The 18555-nt window shown below is 45.2% G+C and carries 19 protein-coding genes; 15 read left to right on the top strand and 4 right to left on the bottom strand.

The window, feature by feature from the left end:
- Positions 1-27 precede the first annotated feature (27 nt).
- From fabD to VV1_RS14210, 11 genes are all read left to right on the top strand, one after another.
- The gene (gene fabD, locus VV1_RS14260; RefSeq protein ID WP_011080820.1) at positions 28-951 is read left to right on the top strand and encodes an ACP S-malonyltransferase; all 924 of its coding nucleotides are present in this window, start codon (positions 28-30) and stop codon (positions 949-951) included.
- A 12-nt stretch (positions 952-963) separates the two neighbouring features.
- A complete protein-coding gene (fabG, locus tag VV1_RS14255) occupies positions 964-1710 on the top strand; it encodes a 3-oxoacyl-ACP reductase FabG (protein ID WP_011080819.1) in 747 nt (248 codons plus the stop codon).
- Positions 1711-1875: 165 nt separating this feature from the next.
- Positions 1876-2112: an acyl carrier protein gene (acpP, locus tag VV1_RS14250; RefSeq protein WP_011080818.1), complete on the top strand. Its 237-nt coding sequence runs from the start codon at positions 1876-1878 to the stop codon at positions 2110-2112.
- A gap of 91 nt (positions 2113-2203) precedes the next feature.
- Positions 2204-3445, top strand: a complete 1242-nt coding sequence (gene fabF, locus VV1_RS14245) for a beta-ketoacyl-ACP synthase II (protein ID WP_011149969.1) — start codon at positions 2204-2206, stop codon at positions 3443-3445.
- 85 nt (positions 3446-3530) lie between these two features.
- On the top strand, positions 3531-4334 hold the full coding sequence (gene pabC / locus VV1_RS14240; protein WP_011080816.1) for an aminodeoxychorismate lyase: 804 nt from the start codon (positions 3531-3533) through the stop codon (positions 4332-4334).
- A complete protein-coding gene (gene mltG, locus VV1_RS14235) occupies positions 4331-5347 on the top strand; it encodes an endolytic transglycosylase MltG (RefSeq protein WP_011080815.1) in 1017 nt (338 codons plus the stop codon). The genes pabC and mltG overlap by 4 nt, the downstream gene beginning before the upstream one ends.
- A complete protein-coding gene (gene tmk / locus VV1_RS14230; RefSeq protein WP_011080814.1) occupies positions 5344-5982 on the top strand; it encodes a dTMP kinase in 639 nt (212 codons plus the stop codon). The genes mltG and tmk overlap by 4 nt, the downstream gene beginning before the upstream one ends.
- A 4-nt stretch (positions 5983-5986) precedes the next feature.
- Positions 5987-6943: a DNA polymerase III subunit delta' gene (locus tag VV1_RS14225; RefSeq protein ID WP_011080813.1), complete on the top strand. Its 957-nt coding sequence runs from the start codon at positions 5987-5989 to the stop codon at positions 6941-6943.
- Positions 6934-7701, top strand: a complete 768-nt coding sequence (locus tag VV1_RS14220; protein ID WP_011080812.1) for a TatD family hydrolase — start codon at positions 6934-6936, stop codon at positions 7699-7701. Before VV1_RS14225 ends, VV1_RS14220 begins: the two co-directional genes overlap by 10 nt.
- Positions 7702-8144: 443 nt before the next feature.
- Positions 8145-9575 carry a PTS glucose transporter subunit IIBC gene (gene ptsG / locus VV1_RS14215; protein ID WP_011080811.1) on the top strand — a complete coding sequence of 477 codons (1431 nt, stop codon included), beginning with the start codon at positions 8145-8147 and terminating at the stop codon, positions 9573-9575.
- A gap of 369 nt (positions 9576-9944) precedes the next feature.
- Positions 9945-10346 (top strand): porin family protein, encoded by a 402-nt coding sequence (locus tag VV1_RS14210; protein WP_011080810.1) that lies wholly within the window; start codon positions 9945-9947, stop codon positions 10344-10346.
- Between the two features lie 67 nt (positions 10347-10413).
- Here the strand turns inward: VV1_RS14210 and VV1_RS24455 are convergent, their stop codons facing one another.
- The 3 genes from VV1_RS24455 to VV1_RS14200 form a co-directional block, all read right to left on the bottom strand.
- A complete protein-coding gene (locus VV1_RS24455) occupies positions 10414-10509 on the bottom strand; it encodes a MetS family NSS transporter small subunit (RefSeq protein WP_017422301.1) in 96 nt (31 codons plus the stop codon).
- Positions 10510-10511: 2 nt separating this feature from the next.
- Positions 10512-11972, bottom strand: a complete 1461-nt coding sequence (locus VV1_RS14205) for a sodium-dependent transporter (RefSeq protein WP_011080809.1) — start codon at positions 11970-11972, stop codon at positions 10512-10514.
- Between the two features lie 454 nt (positions 11973-12426).
- Positions 12427-13020: an outer membrane beta-barrel domain protein gene (locus tag VV1_RS14200; protein WP_043921051.1), complete on the bottom strand. Its 594-nt coding sequence runs from the start codon at positions 13018-13020 to the stop codon at positions 12427-12429.
- A gap of 125 nt (positions 13021-13145) precedes the next feature.
- Here VV1_RS14200 and cydH point away from each other — a divergent pair, with 125 nt between their 5' ends.
- A complete protein-coding gene (gene cydH, locus VV1_RS24720) occupies positions 13146-13238 on the top strand; it encodes a cytochrome bd-I oxidase subunit CydH (protein WP_026060839.1) in 93 nt (30 codons plus the stop codon).
- Between the two features lie 15 nt (positions 13239-13253).
- Positions 13254-14432, top strand: coding sequence for a patatin-like phospholipase family protein (locus VV1_RS14195; RefSeq protein WP_011080807.1), 1179 nt, complete (start codon positions 13254-13256; stop codon positions 14430-14432).
- 32 nt (positions 14433-14464) lie between these two features.
- Here the strand turns inward: VV1_RS14195 and pyk are convergent, their stop codons facing one another.
- On the bottom strand, positions 14465-15913 hold the full coding sequence (gene pyk, locus VV1_RS14190) for a pyruvate kinase (RefSeq protein ID WP_011080806.1): 1449 nt from the start codon (positions 15911-15913) through the stop codon (positions 14465-14467).
- Positions 15914-16182: 269 nt separating this feature from the next.
- Between pyk and mlc the strand changes: the two genes are divergently transcribed.
- Together mlc and VV1_RS14180 are read left to right on the top strand one after the other, a co-directional pair.
- Positions 16183-17400, top strand: a complete 1218-nt coding sequence (gene mlc, locus VV1_RS14185; RefSeq protein WP_011080805.1) for a sugar metabolism global transcriptional regulator Mlc — start codon at positions 16183-16185, stop codon at positions 17398-17400.
- A 182-nt stretch (positions 17401-17582) separates the two neighbouring features.
- Positions 17583-18524: a chemotaxis protein CheV gene (locus VV1_RS14180; protein WP_011080804.1), complete on the top strand. Its 942-nt coding sequence runs from the start codon at positions 17583-17585 to the stop codon at positions 18522-18524.
- The last annotated feature ends 31 nt before the right edge of the window (positions 18525-18555 follow it).

Below are 18555 nucleotides of genomic sequence, written 5' to 3'. Positions count from 1 at the left end.
ATTTAGCTTCGGTTAAGGAAAATTACTATGAGCAAGTTTGCTATCGTATTTCCAGGTCAAGGTTCTCAAGCAGTTGGTATGCTGGCAGATCTTGGCGAACAGTATGAAATCGTTAAACAAACATTTGCACAAGCGTCAGAAGCGCTTGGCTACGATTTATGGGCACTGGTACAAAACGGTCCTGCGGAAGATTTGAATCAGACGTTCCGCACTCAACCGGCATTGCTGGCTTCGTCGGTAGCGATCTGGCGAGTGTGGCAAGAATTAGGTCTTGCTCAACCAGAAAACTTGGCAGGCCATAGCTTGGGTGAGTACTCAGCATTAGTGTGTGCTGGCGTGATTGATTTCCAAGAAGCGATCAAACTTGTCGAGCTTCGTGGTCAACTTATGCAAGAAGCCGTACCAGCAGGGACTGGCGCGATGTACGCGATCATCGGCCTAGATGATGAAGCGATTGCCAAAGCTTGTGAAGAAGCAGCGCAAGGCGAGGTGGTCTCTCCAGTGAACTTCAACTCTCCTGGCCAAGTGGTGATTGCAGGCAGCAAAGACGCAGTAGAGCGTGCGGGTGCACTGTGTAAAGAAGCGGGCGCTAAACGTGCTCTTCCTCTTCCAGTTTCTGTGCCTTCACACTGTGCACTAATGAAACCAGCAGCAGAGAAACTTGCGGTTGCACTGGAATCTATCGAATTCAAAGCCCCACAGCTGCCAGTGATCAATAACGTGGATGTGGTTGCAGAAACCGACCCAGCGAAAATCAAAGATGCCCTAGTTCGTCAACTGTACAGCCCAGTTCGTTGGACTGAAAGTGTGGAACTAATGAGTTCACAGGGTGTCGAAAAATTGCTTGAAATGGGCCCTGGTAAAGTATTGACAGGTTTGACAAAACGTATTGTCAAATCACTAGAAGCAGCGGCAGTAAACGATGTTGCATCGCTTGACGCTGTAAAGTAATAGGGAATAAAAATGACTGACTTATTAAACCTAAGCGGTAAAGTTGCGTTAGTAACGGGCGCGAGCCGTGGTATCGGTCGCGCAATCGCAGAAACTCTGGTTGCACGTGGCGCGACAGTAATTGGTACCGCGACTTCAGAAAACGGCGCAGCGGCAATTTCAGAATACCTAGGCGAAAATGGCAAAGGCTTTGCTCTGAATGTGACGGATGCTGAATCGGTTGAAAGCGTACTAAAAGCGATTAATGATGAATTCGGCGCTGTCGACATCTTGATTAATAATGCAGGTATCACACGCGATAATCTGCTTATGCGTATGAAAGATGACGAGTGGAACGACATCATGGACACTAACCTAACGTCTATTTTCCGTCTTTCTAAAGCAGTGATGCGTGGCATGATGAAAAAACGTGATGGCCGCATCATCAACGTTGGTTCTGTTGTTGGCACAATGGGTAACGCAGGCCAAGCAAACTACGCGGCTGCGAAAGCGGGTGTTATTGGTTTCACAAAATCATTGGCTCGTGAAGTTGCATCTCGTGGTGTAACGGTCAATACTGTAGCGCCAGGTTTCATTGAGACAGATATGACTCGTGCTCTAAATGATGAGCAGCGTGCGACCACTTTGGCGAATGTTCCAGCAGGTCGTCTTGGTGATCCTCGTGAAATTGCGGAAGCTGTGGTATTTTTGGCGTCGCCAGCTGCTGCTTACATCACTGGCGAAACACTGCACGTCAACGGCGGAATGTATATGGTCTAAATTATGTTCACTGTCTGTGCATGATTTAGGTCAAATATGTAATGAAAATCGGTTAAAATCGCGTAAATTGTGGTTTGACCAGAAAAGTTGGTCTTGCAACTTTTAATAGTTTGAATAAACTACGGAAAACATCGCATAAAGCGAACTCTGTAAAGGAAAAGAAAAATGAGCAACCTCGAAGAACGCGTAAAGAAAATCATTGTTGAACAACTAGGTGTTGATGAGTCTGAAGTTAAAAACGAAGCTTCTTTCGTAGACGACCTAGGTGCTGATTCTCTAGACACCGTTGAACTAGTAATGGCACTAGAAGAAGAATTCGACACTGAGATCCCTGACGAAGAAGCTGAAAAGATTACAACTGTTCAAGCTGCGATCGATTACGTAACTGCGAACGCTCAGTAATCATCTCCCCCAGGCGGTCACCTAGACCGCCTGTGTTTTTTCTAACTTCTTCTATCCTCTCATAGAAATTCAATCCCCGGAGAATTATATCGTGTCCAAGCGTCGTGTAGTTGTCACTGGCATGGGTATGTTGTCACCGGTTGGCAACACCGTAGCAGAATCCTGGAAATCCCTGCTTGAAGGCAAAAGTGGTATCGTCAATATCGAACATTTCGATGCAACTAACTTCTCTACCCGTTTCGCCGGTTTGGTAAAAGACTTCAACTGCGAAGAATACATGTCTAAAAAAGATGCACGTAAAATGGATCTCTTCATCCAGTACGGCATTGCAGCAGGTATTCAGGCTTTAGACGATTCAGGTCTTGAAATTACGGATGAAAACGCACACCGCGTTGGTGTTGCGATCGGCTCTGGTATCGGCGGTCTTGATCTTATTGAAGCAGGCCACACCGCTTTAGTTGAAAAAGGCCCACGTAAAGTTAGCCCATTCTTCGTTCCTTCAACTATTGTAAACATGGTTGCAGGTAATCTATCTATCATGCGTGGCATGCGCGGTCCGAACATCGCGATTTCTACGGCATGTACTACTGGTCTGCATAACATCGGCCATGCAGCGCGAATGATCGCTTACGGCGATGCTGATGCTATGGTTGCTGGTGGTGCTGAGAAAGCATCAACACCGCTTGGTATGGCTGGCTTTGGTGCGGCGAAAGCTCTTTCTACTCGTAACGATGAACCACAAAAAGCGTCTCGTCCTTGGGACAAAGATCGCGATGGTTTCGTATTAGGCGATGGTGCTGGCATCATGGTACTTGAAGAGTACGAACATGCAAAAGCACGTGGCGCAAAAATTTACGCTGAGCTGGTTGGCTTTGGTATGTCGGGTGATGCTTATCACATGACTTCACCAAGCGAAGACGGCTCTGGTGGCGCTCTAGCGATGGAAGCGGCAATGCGTGACGCAGGTATTGTTGGTACACAAGTGGGTTATGTGAACGCTCACGGTACATCAACACCAGCAGGCGATGTGGCTGAAATTAAAGGCGTAAAACGTGCTCTTGGTGAAGAGGGCGCAAAACAAGTTAAAGTATCTTCAACAAAATCTATGACCGGCCACCTACTTGGTGCCGCAGGCTCTGTTGAAGCGATCATTACCGTGTTGTCGCTGGTTGATCAGATCGTTCCACCAACCATTAACCTGGATAATCCAGAAGAAGGTTTGGATATCGATCTTGTTCCACATACTGCGAAGAAAGTGGATATGGAATACGCGATCTGTAACTCATTCGGCTTCGGTGGAACAAACGGCTCACTCGTATTTAAGAAAATCTAACACTCATTTAGGTTTCTGAAACTTGTATTTAAACGGCTTGATGCTTAGCATTAAGCCGTTTTGTTTTTATTGGGATATAGATAGCATGTATTGGGTCAATGGCGTTGTAGCAACGGAAGTTTCTCTCTCAGACCGATCATTCCAGTATGGTGATGGCTGCTTTACCACCATGAAAACATTGAATGGCCAAATCGAGCATTGGCCATTACATATTGAACGTATGGAAGCGTGCTTACAGGTTCTTTCTATTCCTCTCCCTGATTGGGCATTGGTTGAACAGTGGCTACACCAGGCCGCGTTACCAGATGCACGAGGTGGGTTGAAATTGCACATTAGCCGCGGAGAAGGCGGTCGCGGTTACAGCCCCAGTGGTGTTGCTACGCCAAATGTTACCATCTCGAGTTTTTCCTATCCTGTTCATTATTCCCAATGGCAACAACATGGTGTAGAGCTCGGTGTGTGTCAAACACCTCTCGGTATCAATCCTATTCTTGCAGGACACAAGCATAATAATCGTCTTGAGCAAGTTCTTTGCAAAGGGGAACTCGATGCGTTGGGTTACCTAGATGGGGTGACGATTAATGTGCAAAACCATGTGATTGAAACTACAATAGCCAATCTTTTTTGGGTTAAGAATGGTGTACTTTTTACTCCCGATCTCACTTTGAGTGGAGTGTCCGGTGTGATGCGTCGCTTGGTGATGGGCGAAGCACAACGTCGTGCGATAGCGTGTCAGGAAATCAAAGCAGACTTGTCCTCTTTATTGGCGGCTGAGGAAGTATTCATGACCAACTCTTTGCTGGGTGTTGCTCCTATCAATCAGATTCTCGAAACCCGTTACCCAATTGGTACCACAACACGATATTTTGAAGGAATTTTTAACTCGTGATAAAAAAAATAATAGGGCTGCTCTTTATTGCCGCGTTGATGATAGGCGTTGCTACTTTTTGGGCATATTCGCAAACCAAAACCTACGTTAACCAACCGCTCAAACTCGAGGGCAGTGAGATCATCACCATTCCTTCAGGAAGTGGTTTTGGCCGCACATTGGCCATTCTGACAGAGAAAGGCTGGATTGAGGAACCCACACCTCTGGCGCGCTTAATTCCCAAACTCTACCCAGAAATTACTCGAATAAAAGCAGGTACCTACCAAATCGAATCAGAGATGTCGCTTTATCAAGCGTTGGAAGTGTTCAATCTTGGCAAAGAACATCAATTTACCATCACATTTGTCGAGGGAAGTCGTTTCCAAGAGTGGATGGTGCAGATGGCACAAGACCCTTATTTGGTTCATGAATTGGCAGGTTTGAGCGAAGCAGAAATTGCCAAGCGACTGGAGATTCCCTATGAAAAGCTTGAAGGCCTTTTTCTTGCGGAAACCTATCACTATACCTACGGCACCTCTGATGTTGAGTTACTCAAACGCGCACATGAGAAGTTAAATCGAGTGCTGGATAAACATTGGCAGCAGCGTCAAGATAAGTTGCCGCTAAAAAACAGTTATGAAGCGCTAATTCTAGCTTCCATTATTGAGAAAGAAACCGCTATTGATGAAGAAAGAGAGCGAGTTGCGTCTGTATTTGTGAACCGCTTAAATAAGCGAATGCGCTTGCAAACGGACCCTACGGTGATCTATGGCATGGGGGAGGCCTACGATGGCAACATTCGCAAGAAAGATCTACGCACGCCAACGCCATACAATACTTACGTGATTAACGGATTGCCACCGACGCCGATTGCGATGGCGGGAGAAGCCTCTATCGCTGCCGCATTAAATCCAGAGAACAGCAGCTATCTTTACTTTGTCGCTAGCGGTAAGGGTGGGCATGTGTTCTCAAAAACATTAGCTGAACATAATAGAGCAGTAAGAGCATATCTGCGGGAATTGAAGAAAAGATGAAGCAAGCAAAATTTATCGTCATTGAAGGTTTAGAAGGCGCTGGGAAAAGCACGGCAATTCAAACGGTTTTGGACACATTACGCCAAGCAGGGATTAATGAGATTGCACAAACGCGTGAACCGGGTGGCACACCTTTGGCGGAAAAGATGCGAGCTCTGGTGAAGGAAGAGCATCCTGGCGAGCATTTGCATGACATGACGGAGCTGCTACTGCTCTACGCGGCACGAGTTCAGTTAGTTGAGAATGTCATTAAACCTGCGCTACACGAAGGAAAGTGGGTGGTGGGTGATCGTCATGATCTCTCTTCCCAAGCGTACCAAGGCGGTGGTCGTCAAATTGATGCGACACTAATGAAAAATCTTCGTGACACGGCATTAGGAGAGTTTAAGCCAGCCTTTACTCTGTATATGGATATCGATCCTAAAGTGGGCTTGGAGAGAGCGAGAGGGCGAGGAGAGCTCGATCGCATCGAAAAAATGGACATCAGCTTTTTCGAAAGAACACGTCAGCGTTATTTGGAGTTAGCGAAGAGCGATGCGTCTATCGTTACGATTAACGCAGAGCAAAGCATTGAGCAGGTCGCGAACGACATTCGATCTGCGCTCAACCTTTGGCTAGAACAGTTACAGGATTAAGGTTTTGACACACTATCCTTGGTTAGCATCGACATGGCAAGGGCTGCAGTCCGCCATGTCGGCACAGCGGTTACCTGGTGCCATCTTGTTGCAATCTGACGTTGAGCTCGGTGTTGACGAGCTTATCGAAAAGTTTTCGGCGGCTTTACTGTGTAAGACTTACCCTGATGAGGGTTGTGGCTTTTGCCATAGTTGCGAGCTGTTAAAGTCGCAAAACCATCCTGATCTTCATTTCATTAGGCCAGAGAAAGAAGGCAAGGCTATTACTGTTGAGCAGATACGCCAATGTAACCGTCAGGCACAAGAATCTTCTCAAATGGGCGGATATCGTTTGTTTGTTATCGAACCTGCGGAGGCGATGAACGAATCGGCTTCAAATGCGTTGTTGAAAACATTGGAAGAGCCGTCTGGGAGCTGCCTATTTTTGTTGATTTGCCACGATAAGAAACGGTTGTTGCCCACTATCATCAGCCGTTGTCAACAGTGGAGCATAACGCCTCCTGAGGTCTCGGTGTCTATGCAATGGTTGCAACAACAAGGGGTTAGCGTGAATGAGTCCTTTCTGAAACTGGCTCATTACTCGCCCGTGACGGCAATGCACATGGCAAAAGAATCAGAGTTTCAACACTATGAAAAACTCGAAAGACAGTTTGTGGATTTCTTAATTCAGGCGGATTCTGACTACGTGTCACTGTGTCAGACAGTTCAAGCCGCGACGTTACGTAATCTCTCGTGGTTGTGGTTACTGCTTTCTGATGCGCAGAAGGTTCATTTTGGCTTGCAAAATGAAGAAACATTGCAAGGTAGTCACGCGCTAGGGCAACTGCCTTTGAGCGGATTACAGACCTCAATGGTAAAACTCAATCAATTAAATCAACAGTTACATCAGTTTTCGGGTTTAAACGAAGAACTGATGATCATCAACTGGTTAATCGAAACTAGAGAGGCATTATGTTTGTAGATTCTCATTGTCACCTAGACAAATTGAATTACGATGATCTGCACATAGATGTTGCTGACGTGATCAACAAAGCCAAGCAGGTAAATGTGGAGCAATTGCTGTCTGTCGGTGTGACATTGGATTCTTTTCCAAAAATGCTTGAGCTCATTGAGCCTTTTGACAACGTACACGCCTCTTGTGGAGTGCACCCATTAGACGTGGAAAGTCCCTTTTGCTTGGACAAAATGAAAGCCTATGCCTCGCATTCTAAAGTTGTGGCTATTGGTGAAACGGGTCTTGATTATCACTATAAGCCAGAGACGCAAGCATTGCAGCGTGAACGTTTTGAACAGCAAGTTGCACTCGCGGTTGAGCTGAATAAGCCACTGATTATCCATACGAGGCAAGCGAGAGAAGATACCTTAGCCATTCTTCGCAATGGGGGGGCAGACAAATGCGGTGGCGTGATTCACTGTTTTACCGAAGATCTTGCTTTTGCTGAAGCGGCAATGGCGCTCGGTTTTTACATCTCTATCTCTGGAAATGTCACGTTCAGACAAGCAACGGAGCTTAAAGAGGTTGTAAAACACATTCCTTTGGAACGGTTGTTGATCGAAACCGATTCTCCGTACTTGGCACCTGTACCTCATAGGGGCAAAGAGAATCAACCCGCCTATGTTATCGAAGTTGCTGCATATATCGCACAGCTTAAAAACATTTCCTTAGCAAGTGTTGGTGAAAAAACCACCCAAAACTTTAAAAATCTTTTTTTGCGATAGAAAAAGAAATATTGATTAAAAAGAGAGCAAATGCTCTCTTTTTTTATTTTTAACCCCATAAAGTAAATTAATTTTTCTTGTTAACTAAATCTGTTGATTGAAATTGTCGAAATTTAATCAAATGTAATTTTGTTACTAAAAATAACATTGCAATCAATTTTATTTACCCATCGAAATTAATAGTGTTATTAAAATAATTCATATAAAACAATGATATATGATCTGATGTGAGCCTATTGATAGGCTTATTTGTGTGTGATCCGTGACTTGTTTTGAAACTAATTTTCGTAACTCTGTAGAAAGTTTGAGGGGCATCAAGATATATTTAGAGGCGGAAAATATAATGCAACATGTGGTTACATTTTCATAGGGTGCTAACATTTAGGCTACGGGGGTGTGCCGTTAGAACCCAAAATACTAATAAATTAATCAGGAGCATAAACATGTTTAAGAACCTTTTTGCTAACCTGCAAAAAGTTGGTAAAGCGCTGATGCTACCAGTATCAGTTTTACCAGTTGCGGGTATTCTACTAGGTGTGGGTGCTGCCGACCTTAGCTTCATTCCAGATATCTTATCAAATCTGATGGAGCAGGCGGGTGGTTCTGTATTTGGTCAAATGGCACTACTATTTGCTGTAGGTGTTGCACTTGGCTTTACAAATAATGACGGCGTAGCAGGTCTAGCTGCGATCGTTGGTTACGGCATCATGACAGCAACACTTGCAGTTATGGCTGGCGTAATGGGCGTTGAAAAAATCGACACAGGTGTCCTTGGTGGTATCCTAGTCGGTGGTGTTGCTGCTTGGGCATTCAACCGTTTCTTCAAGATTCAACTACCAGAATACCTAGGCTTCTTTGCTGGTAAGCGTGCTGTGCCAATCATCACTGGTTTCACGGCTATCGCTCTTGGTATCCTACTATCCATCGTATGGCCTCCAATCGGTGGTGCTATTGCTTCTTTCTCTGATTGGGCTGCTCATCAGAACCCACAAGTTGCATTCGGTATCTACGGTATTGTTGAACGTTCTCTTATCCCATTCGGTCTACACCACGTGTGGAACGTACCATTCTTCTTCGAAGCGGGTAGCTGTGTGAACGCTGCAGGCGAAGCTCAAAATGGTGTTCTAACGTGTTACCTAGTTGCAGATGAAGCTTCTCGTGCTGCGGGCAATGGCTTCGGTCAGCTAGCGGGCGGTTACATGTTCAAGATGTTTGGTCTACCTGCAGCAGCGATCGCTATCGCACACTGTGCTAAGCCAGAGAACCGCGCGAAAGTAATGGGTATCATGGCGTCAGCAGCTCTGACTTCATTCCTAACCGGTATTACTGAGCCAATCGAATTCTCATTCCTATTCGTTGCTCCTGTACTTTACGGTATCCACGCTCTACTAGCGGGTTCTGCATACGTTGTTGCTAACACTCTAGGTTTTGTACACGGTACTTCATTCTCTCACGGTCTGATCGACTTCCTAGTTCTATCTGGTAACGCGCAGAAGATGGGTCTGATGATTGGTGTTGGTCTAGTTTACGCAGCTATCTACTACGTAGTATTCCGCTTCGTTATTCAAGCGATGGATCTTAAGACTCCAGGTCGTGAAGATGAAACGGAAGAAGCAACTGCAACTTCTGGCTCAGACCTTGCTGGTGAATTGGTTGCTGCGTTCGGCGGTAAAGCAAACATCACAGGTCTAGATGCATGTATCACACGTCTACGTGTGGCTGTTGCTGACACAGCAGCAGTAGACCAAGATAAATTGAAGAAGCTAGGTGCAGCAGGTGTTGTTGTCGTTGCTGGTGGTGTTCAAGCTATCTTCGGTACTAAATCTGACAACCTAAAAACTGAAATGGATGAGTGGATCCGTAACCACGGTTAATCCCTAACACTCATTGATTGACAAAAGGAGGCTGAGGCCTCCTTTTTTTATTGTACCTTTCCTACTTGAAGCTGCAGTGATCAGGCTACGTTTGTTCACTGAGTCGCCTGCCAGGCACCCTCACATCGTGTATCTGTACTCAAGGGGATTCATTCATTTGCCGTTTACCAGCAACCCAAGTCATTTGGGTACCTCTTTCCCTGAATCTTCACCACCTCATTTGCAACGAATTATCGTAGGGCTAACCGTTGGCTGACATGGCGATATGGCTATGCGGACAAAATTGCATCACTGATATTACAGAGCAATGCAAAACCTGAGCTTGTGACGATGTTTACAGCTTTTGTTTTTTATTAATAGGACGTTTAGATGAAAAAGTGGTTAGTGGCTTCTCTTTGTTTATTTCCTTTCGCTACTCTAGCTGCAGAACAAAAGACCGACCTTGCTGTCGGTATGGCAGTGGACCAGCAGTTAAGTGTCGTGATTGAATTGAATCACCAGTACCGAGGGGTGATTGGTAATGATGGTTTAGCATTTGATTACCTCGCCAAAAAAGGCACGTTTAATCAAGATATCCCTGTGACTTGGTATGTTGGCGTAGGTGGGTGGGCTGAGTGGAATGATGACTTTGGCTTTCGCGTACCGTTGGGACTCAATTGGGATCTCACCCACGGGTGGGACCTGTATGGTCAAATACAACCAGAGCTCAGTTTATATAAAGGTGCAGAACTGCAGCTTGGCGGTGCGGTAGGCATTAAATATCAGTTTTAGAAGACAAGAAAACCGGCTTAAGCCGGTTTTCATTTATGTGCACTATTATCGAGAAATAAGAGACAAGTTATTGTTTGTCCATTGCTCGTTTAATACAGATGGCTGCACCACCCCAGGTAATGCCAAGACCAATCAGCATCATGATAATTGCGCTCGTTGCCATAATTATGCTTCCTTACGATTTGTTGCGTTGATAACAAAGCCCATCACAAACAGCGCTGCGATAATTGCCCAGCCAAGCGTCAAGTCATAACCACCGTAGCCTTCGGTAAACAGCGTCATCAGCTTGGTGGCTAGAATCACAGCAAGAACCGCTGGGGTAATGAATTTCAGGCAAACATCGAACCAAGTACCAATCGTGAAATCGGAAATCTTGTTCACGTATTCGCGAACATCGGCCACTTTGTTGAGCAGCCATGCCATTAGTACGATTTCAACTAAACCACCGGCCATGATACCGACGTTGTTTGCAAAGTGATCAACGAGATCGAGCAGTAACAAACCACCGTTGGTTGCAAATGCCATAGAGACAACCAGTCCACTACCGATGACAATAGTGGCCGCTTTTTTACGGCTCCAGTTTAGCTTGTCGATAAGCGCAGAAGTGACCGCTTCCATGATTGAAATGTGCGAGCTTAGACCTGCCACCACCAATGCTAAGAAGAATAATGGACCAAGGATGTAAGGAGCGGGTAACAAGTTAATGGCTGCCGGGATCGTAACAAATGCGAGGCCCACACCAGCAGACACCACTTCCGTGATCGGTTTGCCTTGTTCTTGCGCCATATAGCCCAGTACCGAGAAAATCATAATGCCCGCAAGAATCGAGAAACCACAGTTGATTAATACGGTCATGAAAGCGTTATTTGTGATGTCCGATTTCTCAGGTAGATAGCTGGAATAAGCCAGCATGATGGCGAAACCAATACTGAGGGTAAAGAAGATCTGCCCGTAGGCTGCTGCCCATACTTTAACGTCCCAAATCTTGCTAAAGTCTGGCTCGAACATGTAGTTCACACCATCCAAAGCTCCGGGTAAGAAGATCATACGACCAATCAGCAGCAGTACCATGATGAAAAGAATCGGCATCATGATCTTCGATGCGCGCTCAATACCGGATTTTACGCCACCGACGATAGCGGCATAGGTAATCCCCCACGCAATCAGCATCGCCAAAGCAATTTTCCATTGAATGGAACCTAGATTGGTTGGTGAGTTATCGCCAAGTGCCAGATATTCGCTGAAGAAAAAGGCGTTGGTATCGCTTCCCCAACTTTGTGTAAATGACATACCAAAGTAGGAGATTGCCCAGCCAATAACGGCGACGTAGTACACCGCAATAACGGCCGCTACGCCAACTTGGAACCAACCTAGCCATTCAAATTTAGGGTGGATTTTACCCAAAGTTGCTGGTGCTGAGCCGCGGTATTTTTGTCCCATACTAAACTCTAGGATCATAAAGGGAATACCAGCGGTGATCATGGCAAAAAGGTAAGGAATAAAAAATGCGCCGCCACCGTTCTCATAAGCCATATATGGGAAACGCCAAATATTGCCTAAACCGATCGCTGAACCGACGGCCGCTAAAATGAATCCTGCTCGGGATCCCCATTGTTCTCGCTTCATAACTAACTCCTTTACGACTCCCTGAGGAATGAAGCTTTTCTCTTTGAATGACGAGTATGTATGAAAAACGGTCTTTCATACTGTATTCGAGCAATTAACCTAATGTTAATGTCATTGTTAGTTTTTGTGTCGAATCAAGAGAGAAAATTTAGAATTAAATTCCAATTTGTTTGATGTGTGTTTGCGTTGGTTGAAATATTCAACTGTCGCGTGAGATGGAGAGTAGCGATTTATTTTGCGTTAAGCAATAGAATGTAATTGTTAAATTTGGATTTATATTTGGTTTTCATTTTGCTTTTAGGTGTGTGTGCAAAGTTAATTAATGGTGTTTTGTGGTCTTTTTAGTGGAATGTGTTGGTTTGTTGGTTGTTGCTGGGGGATGTTACTTTTTTAAACATTTAGGGCGTATAACTGATTTTCATACGCCCACTAGAATATTTTTGTTGTATTAATGTTAAAGCTTGAAGGTTAATCCTAAATTAGATTGAAATTGGTTTACCCAATCGGTCTCAAATTGAATGACACAGTTTTGCCCCGTGGTGGGTACAACGCAAGCGGCGCTTGAGTCATTGTCGACCACCGTTCCTAGCCAACGAATTTGAGCTGAAATCAATAAATTACTGGTAATCGGGTATTCAATTCCACCAAAGATACTGGTGGAGAAACCAACTTTGTCATCTGCCCAATCTACGTCAGCATAAGATGCACCGAGCCCCATACCGAGATAACCGCTTAAGCCAGAATCTGTTGGATAGTAGATGCTGCTTTGGAAGTGTAAATAGTGGAAACCATAATCTTGTTTGATGACATCCACTTCCGAGCTTTGATAGGAGTAGAACAGACCAACTCGTCCTTTATCCAAAGGGGTTTCGATGGCGATGGCGTAGTTTGGCGCGGCATTGAGATCGAATGTGTCCTGATTTTCATCTTCAACAGCACCACCAAAGGTATAACCAACAAAAGGCGTTACAATCAGTTTGTTGGCTGATGCCAGTGGCGCAAACATAAGTAAGAGTGTGCAACTGAGGAGGGAGAGATGTTTCAACATGATAAATTCCTTTTTCGCCAACTGTTTATTTGTGATGCTAACGTCAAATTTGTATGACGTCTTTAGACATTTTCCAGACATCCCTCATACTACTGTTATTACTTTGTTACAAGTTGGAGGTGTTTATGGAACACGATCTAAAAGCAGCCCTAATCATCACAGCAACTGTCTTTGCAGTTCTACTCTCTTTTGGTTTTATTGCGATCACTGCCGCTTAAATTTAGGTAACGCCGATGGCAATAAACAGTGGTATTGTCACGAACAGTTACACCAATCTTGACATAGAGCGGTACGCCAAATACCAACAGGGAAAAACATCTTTGGTTGCCCAAGGGGGTGGCCAAAGAGGTATTTTCACTGCTGGCGTTTTAGATGCTTTCATCCTCTCTGATTTTGACCCTTTCCATGAGTTCTATGGTACCTCTGCTGGCGCTTTAAATTTGTGTGCTTACTTGTGTCGTCAGCATGGATTAGGAAAAGCCTTCATACTCGATCTCACCACGGATTCTGAGTTTTTTAACCTATTTGGTTACATTCGGCAGAAGCAATATCTGGGTTTAGAATGGGCATTGGATAAAATTCGCTCTTATCCCTATAAGTTGGATCTTGATCTTGGTGAAACCATATTGGGTGAACGACAAGCGTATGCTTCGGTGACGGAAACATCGACATTAACTGACCGTTATTTGCCAATGTTTGGTCCGATATGGCACGACACCATGCTGGCAACGTGTGCCATTCCTAAGCTATATGCGAAGCCTGTGATGATAAATGGCAACGAGTATGTGGACGGTGGGGTATCGGCGTCCGTTCCGGTTCAGGAGCCGTGGCGGCGTAATGCCCGTTCTATTGTGGTGATCCGAACCGAACCGTTTAGTGCAACCGAGAATACTGCGCCTCTTAATCTTAATGAGATGAAACCGAGAGAAGCTGATTGGTTTCGTAATTCATTCGGTAATGTGCAGTTGAAATGGCAGGATAGGGTGAGCCGCTGGCGTGAAGATTGGAGCTTGTTCTTTCAACAACAAATTGCCGATTCTCAAGCGATTCCCGATCACAAATTTCGCTTGTTGAACGGGGGGCGTTGGTTATTTGGTGCAGACAACATCTACCGCCTTAGCCATCTGATTGGTGACAATTTTGATTCGGGATTAGCCGATATGCTGATGGTGCACTATCAAACGTATTCGTTAACCCGAGATTTTCTTGCTAAGCCACCTGACGATACGTTTATTATTCAAATTACACCGGATGCGCCACTGAGATCCAGTTCATTGCTCAGCGGCCGAGACGAATTGCTGTTTGATTACGATTGTGGTGTGCAGGCCGGTTATCGCTTTATTAAACAGTATCAATTGGTTAAACAGCAAAGAATGCTGTCACGGTTGAATCAGACAAATGACAACCGCTGAAGGGCGGTTGTCACTATCACTAATGAAGCGAGTTAGTCAAAAACAGGCAGGATTCTCATGCAGTTAGTCGAGCCTTCAACATCCATGATGTCCCCCTGTGTGATGATCACTAAATCCCCAAAATCGAGCAGTTTTTTCTTTCTAAGCGTGCTCAATGCGGCCATTGCGACATCAAATCCAGTTTCTACTTTGGTATCAAAAAATACGGGAGTGACGCCACGATAGAGAGAGCAGCGATTAAGGGTTCGCTCATTAGGCGAAAGCGCAAAAATGGGCAGTGTTGAGTTCAATCTTGACGTCATTAATGCGGTTCTTCCCGATTCAGTCAACGTCACCATCGCTTTGACGCCTTCCATATGATTTGCGGCGTAGATTGTCGACATTGCAATGGTTTCTTCGGCGGTGACAAAGGATTTATCGATGCGATAATTCTGGCTGCCCGGTTCCCACGTTTTTTCTGCCCCAATGCAGACTTCTGCCATAGAGCGCACCGTTTCGACTGGGTATTTACCAGCGGCGGTTTCCCCTGAAAGCATCACGGCATCGGTGCCATCCAGCACCGCGTTGGCTACGTCCATGACTTCTGCTCGAGTGGGCATTGGATTTTCAATCATCGATTCCATCATTTGTGTTGCCGTGATGACGACACGATTGAGTTCTTTGGCTCGTTTGATGAGTTTTTTCTGTACACCGATCAATTCCGGATCGCCGATTTCTACCCCTAGATCGCCACGAGCAACCATAATGACATCGGAAGCCATGATAATATCGTCGATGTTTTCATCGTTTCGAACGGTTTCTGCTCGTTCAACTTTGGCAACAAGTTTGGCTTCCAAGCCGGCATCTCTGGCCAAGCGACGAGCATAGTCCATGTCGGCACCATTACGTGGAAAGGAGATCGCGAGATAATCGACTTTGATCTCGGCGGCGAGCAAGATGTCTTGTTTGTCTTTTTCCGTTAGAGCGTCAGCAGAGAGGCCGCCCCCTTTTTTATTGATACCTTTATTGTTTGACAGCGGTCCGCCCACTATCACACGAGTGTTCACCTTGTTGCCATCGACCGTCAGCACTTGCAGTTGTACACGTCCATCATCAAGCAGCAGAATATCTTCTGGTCCCACATCCTGAGGCAGTGCTTTATAGTCTAATCCCACTGATTTTTGATCGCCTTCGCCTTTGGGCAAGTCACTGTCTAAAGTGAAGAGGTCACCCACTGAAAGGAAAATTTTCCCTTCTTTAAAGGTTGATACTCGGATCTTCGGGCCTTGTAAATCACCTAAAATAGCCACTTGTCTGCCAAGTCTGGCGGCAATATTGCGCACTTTTTCTGCGCGAGTTTTATGATCCTCTGCGCTGCCGTGAGAAAAATTCATCCTGACCACATTCGCGCCGGCTCGAATAATTTCTTCTAGTACATTATCTTTGTCAGTTGAAGGACCTAAAGTGGTCACGATTTTTGTTCTTCTTAATGGCTGAGTCATAGCTTCTCCTGCGATAGACGTATGTCATAGATAGTTATACAGAGAAGCGTGGTCTCTTTGCTGTTGACTTTCCACAAAATTCAGAAATTTTTTCAAGAAAAATAAGTTTGAGGTGATGCGATGTGTCGCCGACTAAATGATGGATATTTGATTCGATACACAAACATTCATGTTTATACGTGATGCTGGTCACGGGGATTTATCAATTCACTTCACAATTACTTCGCAAAGTAAAAAAATTGCTCCGTTATAGAATGTTGGAGTGCAAGATGTACATGGCTCAACCGGGCCATATTGATCATATCAAACAGGTCAATGCTGGTCGTGTATACAAACTAATTGACCTTAAGGGTCCAATCTCTCGAATCGATTTGTCAAAAGAAAGCGAGCTGGCACCGGCGAGTATTACGAAAATTACCCGTGAGTTGATAGAAGCACATCTTGTGCACGAAACTACCGTGCAAGAAGCGATTAGCCGAGGAAGACCAGCGGTCGGCCTTCAAGTGAATAATGCTGGATGGCAATTTCTTTCGATGCGACTTGGACGAGGTTATCTCACCATTGCACTCCATGAATTGGGTGGTGAAGTCCTGATCGATACAAAAATCGATATCCACGAAAGGGATCAAGATGACGTTCTTGCTCGACTCCTACACGAAATCGAAGAATTTTTCCAAACCTATGCCGATCAACTGGATCGTGTAACCAGTATCGCGATTACGTTGCCTGGCTTAGTCAATTCAGAACAAGGCATTGTGCTGCAAATGCCGCATTACAATGTTGAAAACCTCGCTCTCGGTCCAGAGATTTACAAAGCGACTGGGCTACCGGTTTTCATCGCCAATGACACACGAGCTTGGGCTTTGGCGGAAAAGCTATTTGGTCACTCTCAAGGTAACGAAAACTCGGTTCTTATTTCGATCCACCATGGTTTAGGTGCGGGTATCATACTTGATGGACGGGTATTGCAGGGCCGTCACGGGAACATTGGCGAATTAGGCCATATCCAGATCGATCCACAAGGCAAACTTTGCCACTGTGGCAACAGAGGGTGCCTTGAAACGGTCGCAAGTTCTAAAGCCATTCGTGAAGAGGTAATGGAACGCATTGCTAATGGAGAGTCGTCCATTCTCGAAGAGCTGGAAGATGTCACGATTGAAAGCATTTGTGAGGCCGCAGCGAATGGAGATGCATTAGCTGTGGATGTCATTGAGAAACTCGGCCGTTATCTTGGCTCGGCGATTGCGATTGTCATCAACTTATTTAACCCAGAAAAAGTGCTGATCGGCGGTGTAATCAACCAAGCGAAGGAAGTTCTCTATCCGGCTATTCGACGCTGCATTGAAGAGCAAAGCTTGCCTGTTTATCACCAAGATCTTGAACTGGTGGAATCGCGTTTCTATAAACAGGCAACCATGCCAGGGGCTGCATTGATTAAGCAGGCTCTTTACGATGGCTTGCTATTAATGAAAGTGGTCGAAGGTTAAATCCCAACTCGCGGCAAACCTGGATCTTCTCCAGGTTTTGTTTTATTCGGCCTTGAAATCAGTGACCTGCCTATCTCAATTGCCCCTCATCAATTGATCTCTGTTTTTCATTCATGTACTTTTGCCATGACTTATGTTTTTTAGGCTATTTTTAATAGAGTTTTAACCCATTAGGATGTTGTATGTCTGGAGTTTTAAATACTGTAGACCAGCGAACCAATTTGGTTGGTGAAAACCGTCTGGAACTTCTGCTGTTTAGTTTAAATAGCCGTCAGTTATTTGCGATCAACGTATTCAAGGTGAGGGAGGTGCTGAAAGTGCCACCGCTGACCAAGTTACCTGGCGCTCACGCAAACATCCGAGGCGTCGCTTCCTTGCGAGGTGAACCAGTTCCTGTTATTGACCTTAGACGCTCGATAGGTTTTCCTGCCTCGAAATTAGAAGGGCAAGAAGAGAACCTCATCATTACCGAATACAACCGAACCATTCAGGGCTTTTTGGTTGGCCAAGTGCGCAATATTATTAATACCGCTTGGACGGAAATTCAGCCGCCACCGAAAACATCAGGGCGCAGTAATTATTTAACGGCGATCACCCATGTGAAAGAAGGGAAAGAGAGCAAAATCGTCGAGATTATTGATGTTGAAAAAGTTCTGGCAGAAATCATCGATTACGACGTAACGATTTCTGAAGGCATTTTGGATTCGAAGCTGTCGAATGAAATGGTGGGGCGTAAAGTGTTAGTGGTGGATGATTCGTCTACGGCACGTAATCAGATCCGCGATACTTTATCTCAACTTGGCCTTCACATTATTGAATGTCGCGATGGCCTTGAGGCCCTGAATCTGCTCAAATCTTGGTGTGATGAGGGTAAGGATTTAAATAAAGAGTTGCTGTTAATGATCACCGATGCGGAAATGCCAGAAATGGATGGTTATAAACTCACACACGAAGTGCGCAGTGATCCGCGTATGTCTAAGTTGTTTATTACGCTCAATACATCATTAAGTGGCAGTTTCAATGAAGCGATGGTGCAAAAGGTAGGGTGTGACCGATTTATTTCGAAGTTCCAGCCAGACCTACTGGTGCAAGTCACCCAAGATCGCTTAAGAGAAATCATTTAACGGTGGTTAAACGCAAGGAGTGAAGATTCAC

This window comes from Vibrio vulnificus CMCP6 (assembly GCF_000039765.1).
Lineage (GTDB): Bacteria > Pseudomonadota > Gammaproteobacteria > Enterobacterales > Vibrionaceae > Vibrio > Vibrio vulnificus_B.
Note: the sequence above shows the minus strand (reverse complement) of the source record. Positions and strands in the feature narration are given on the sequence as shown.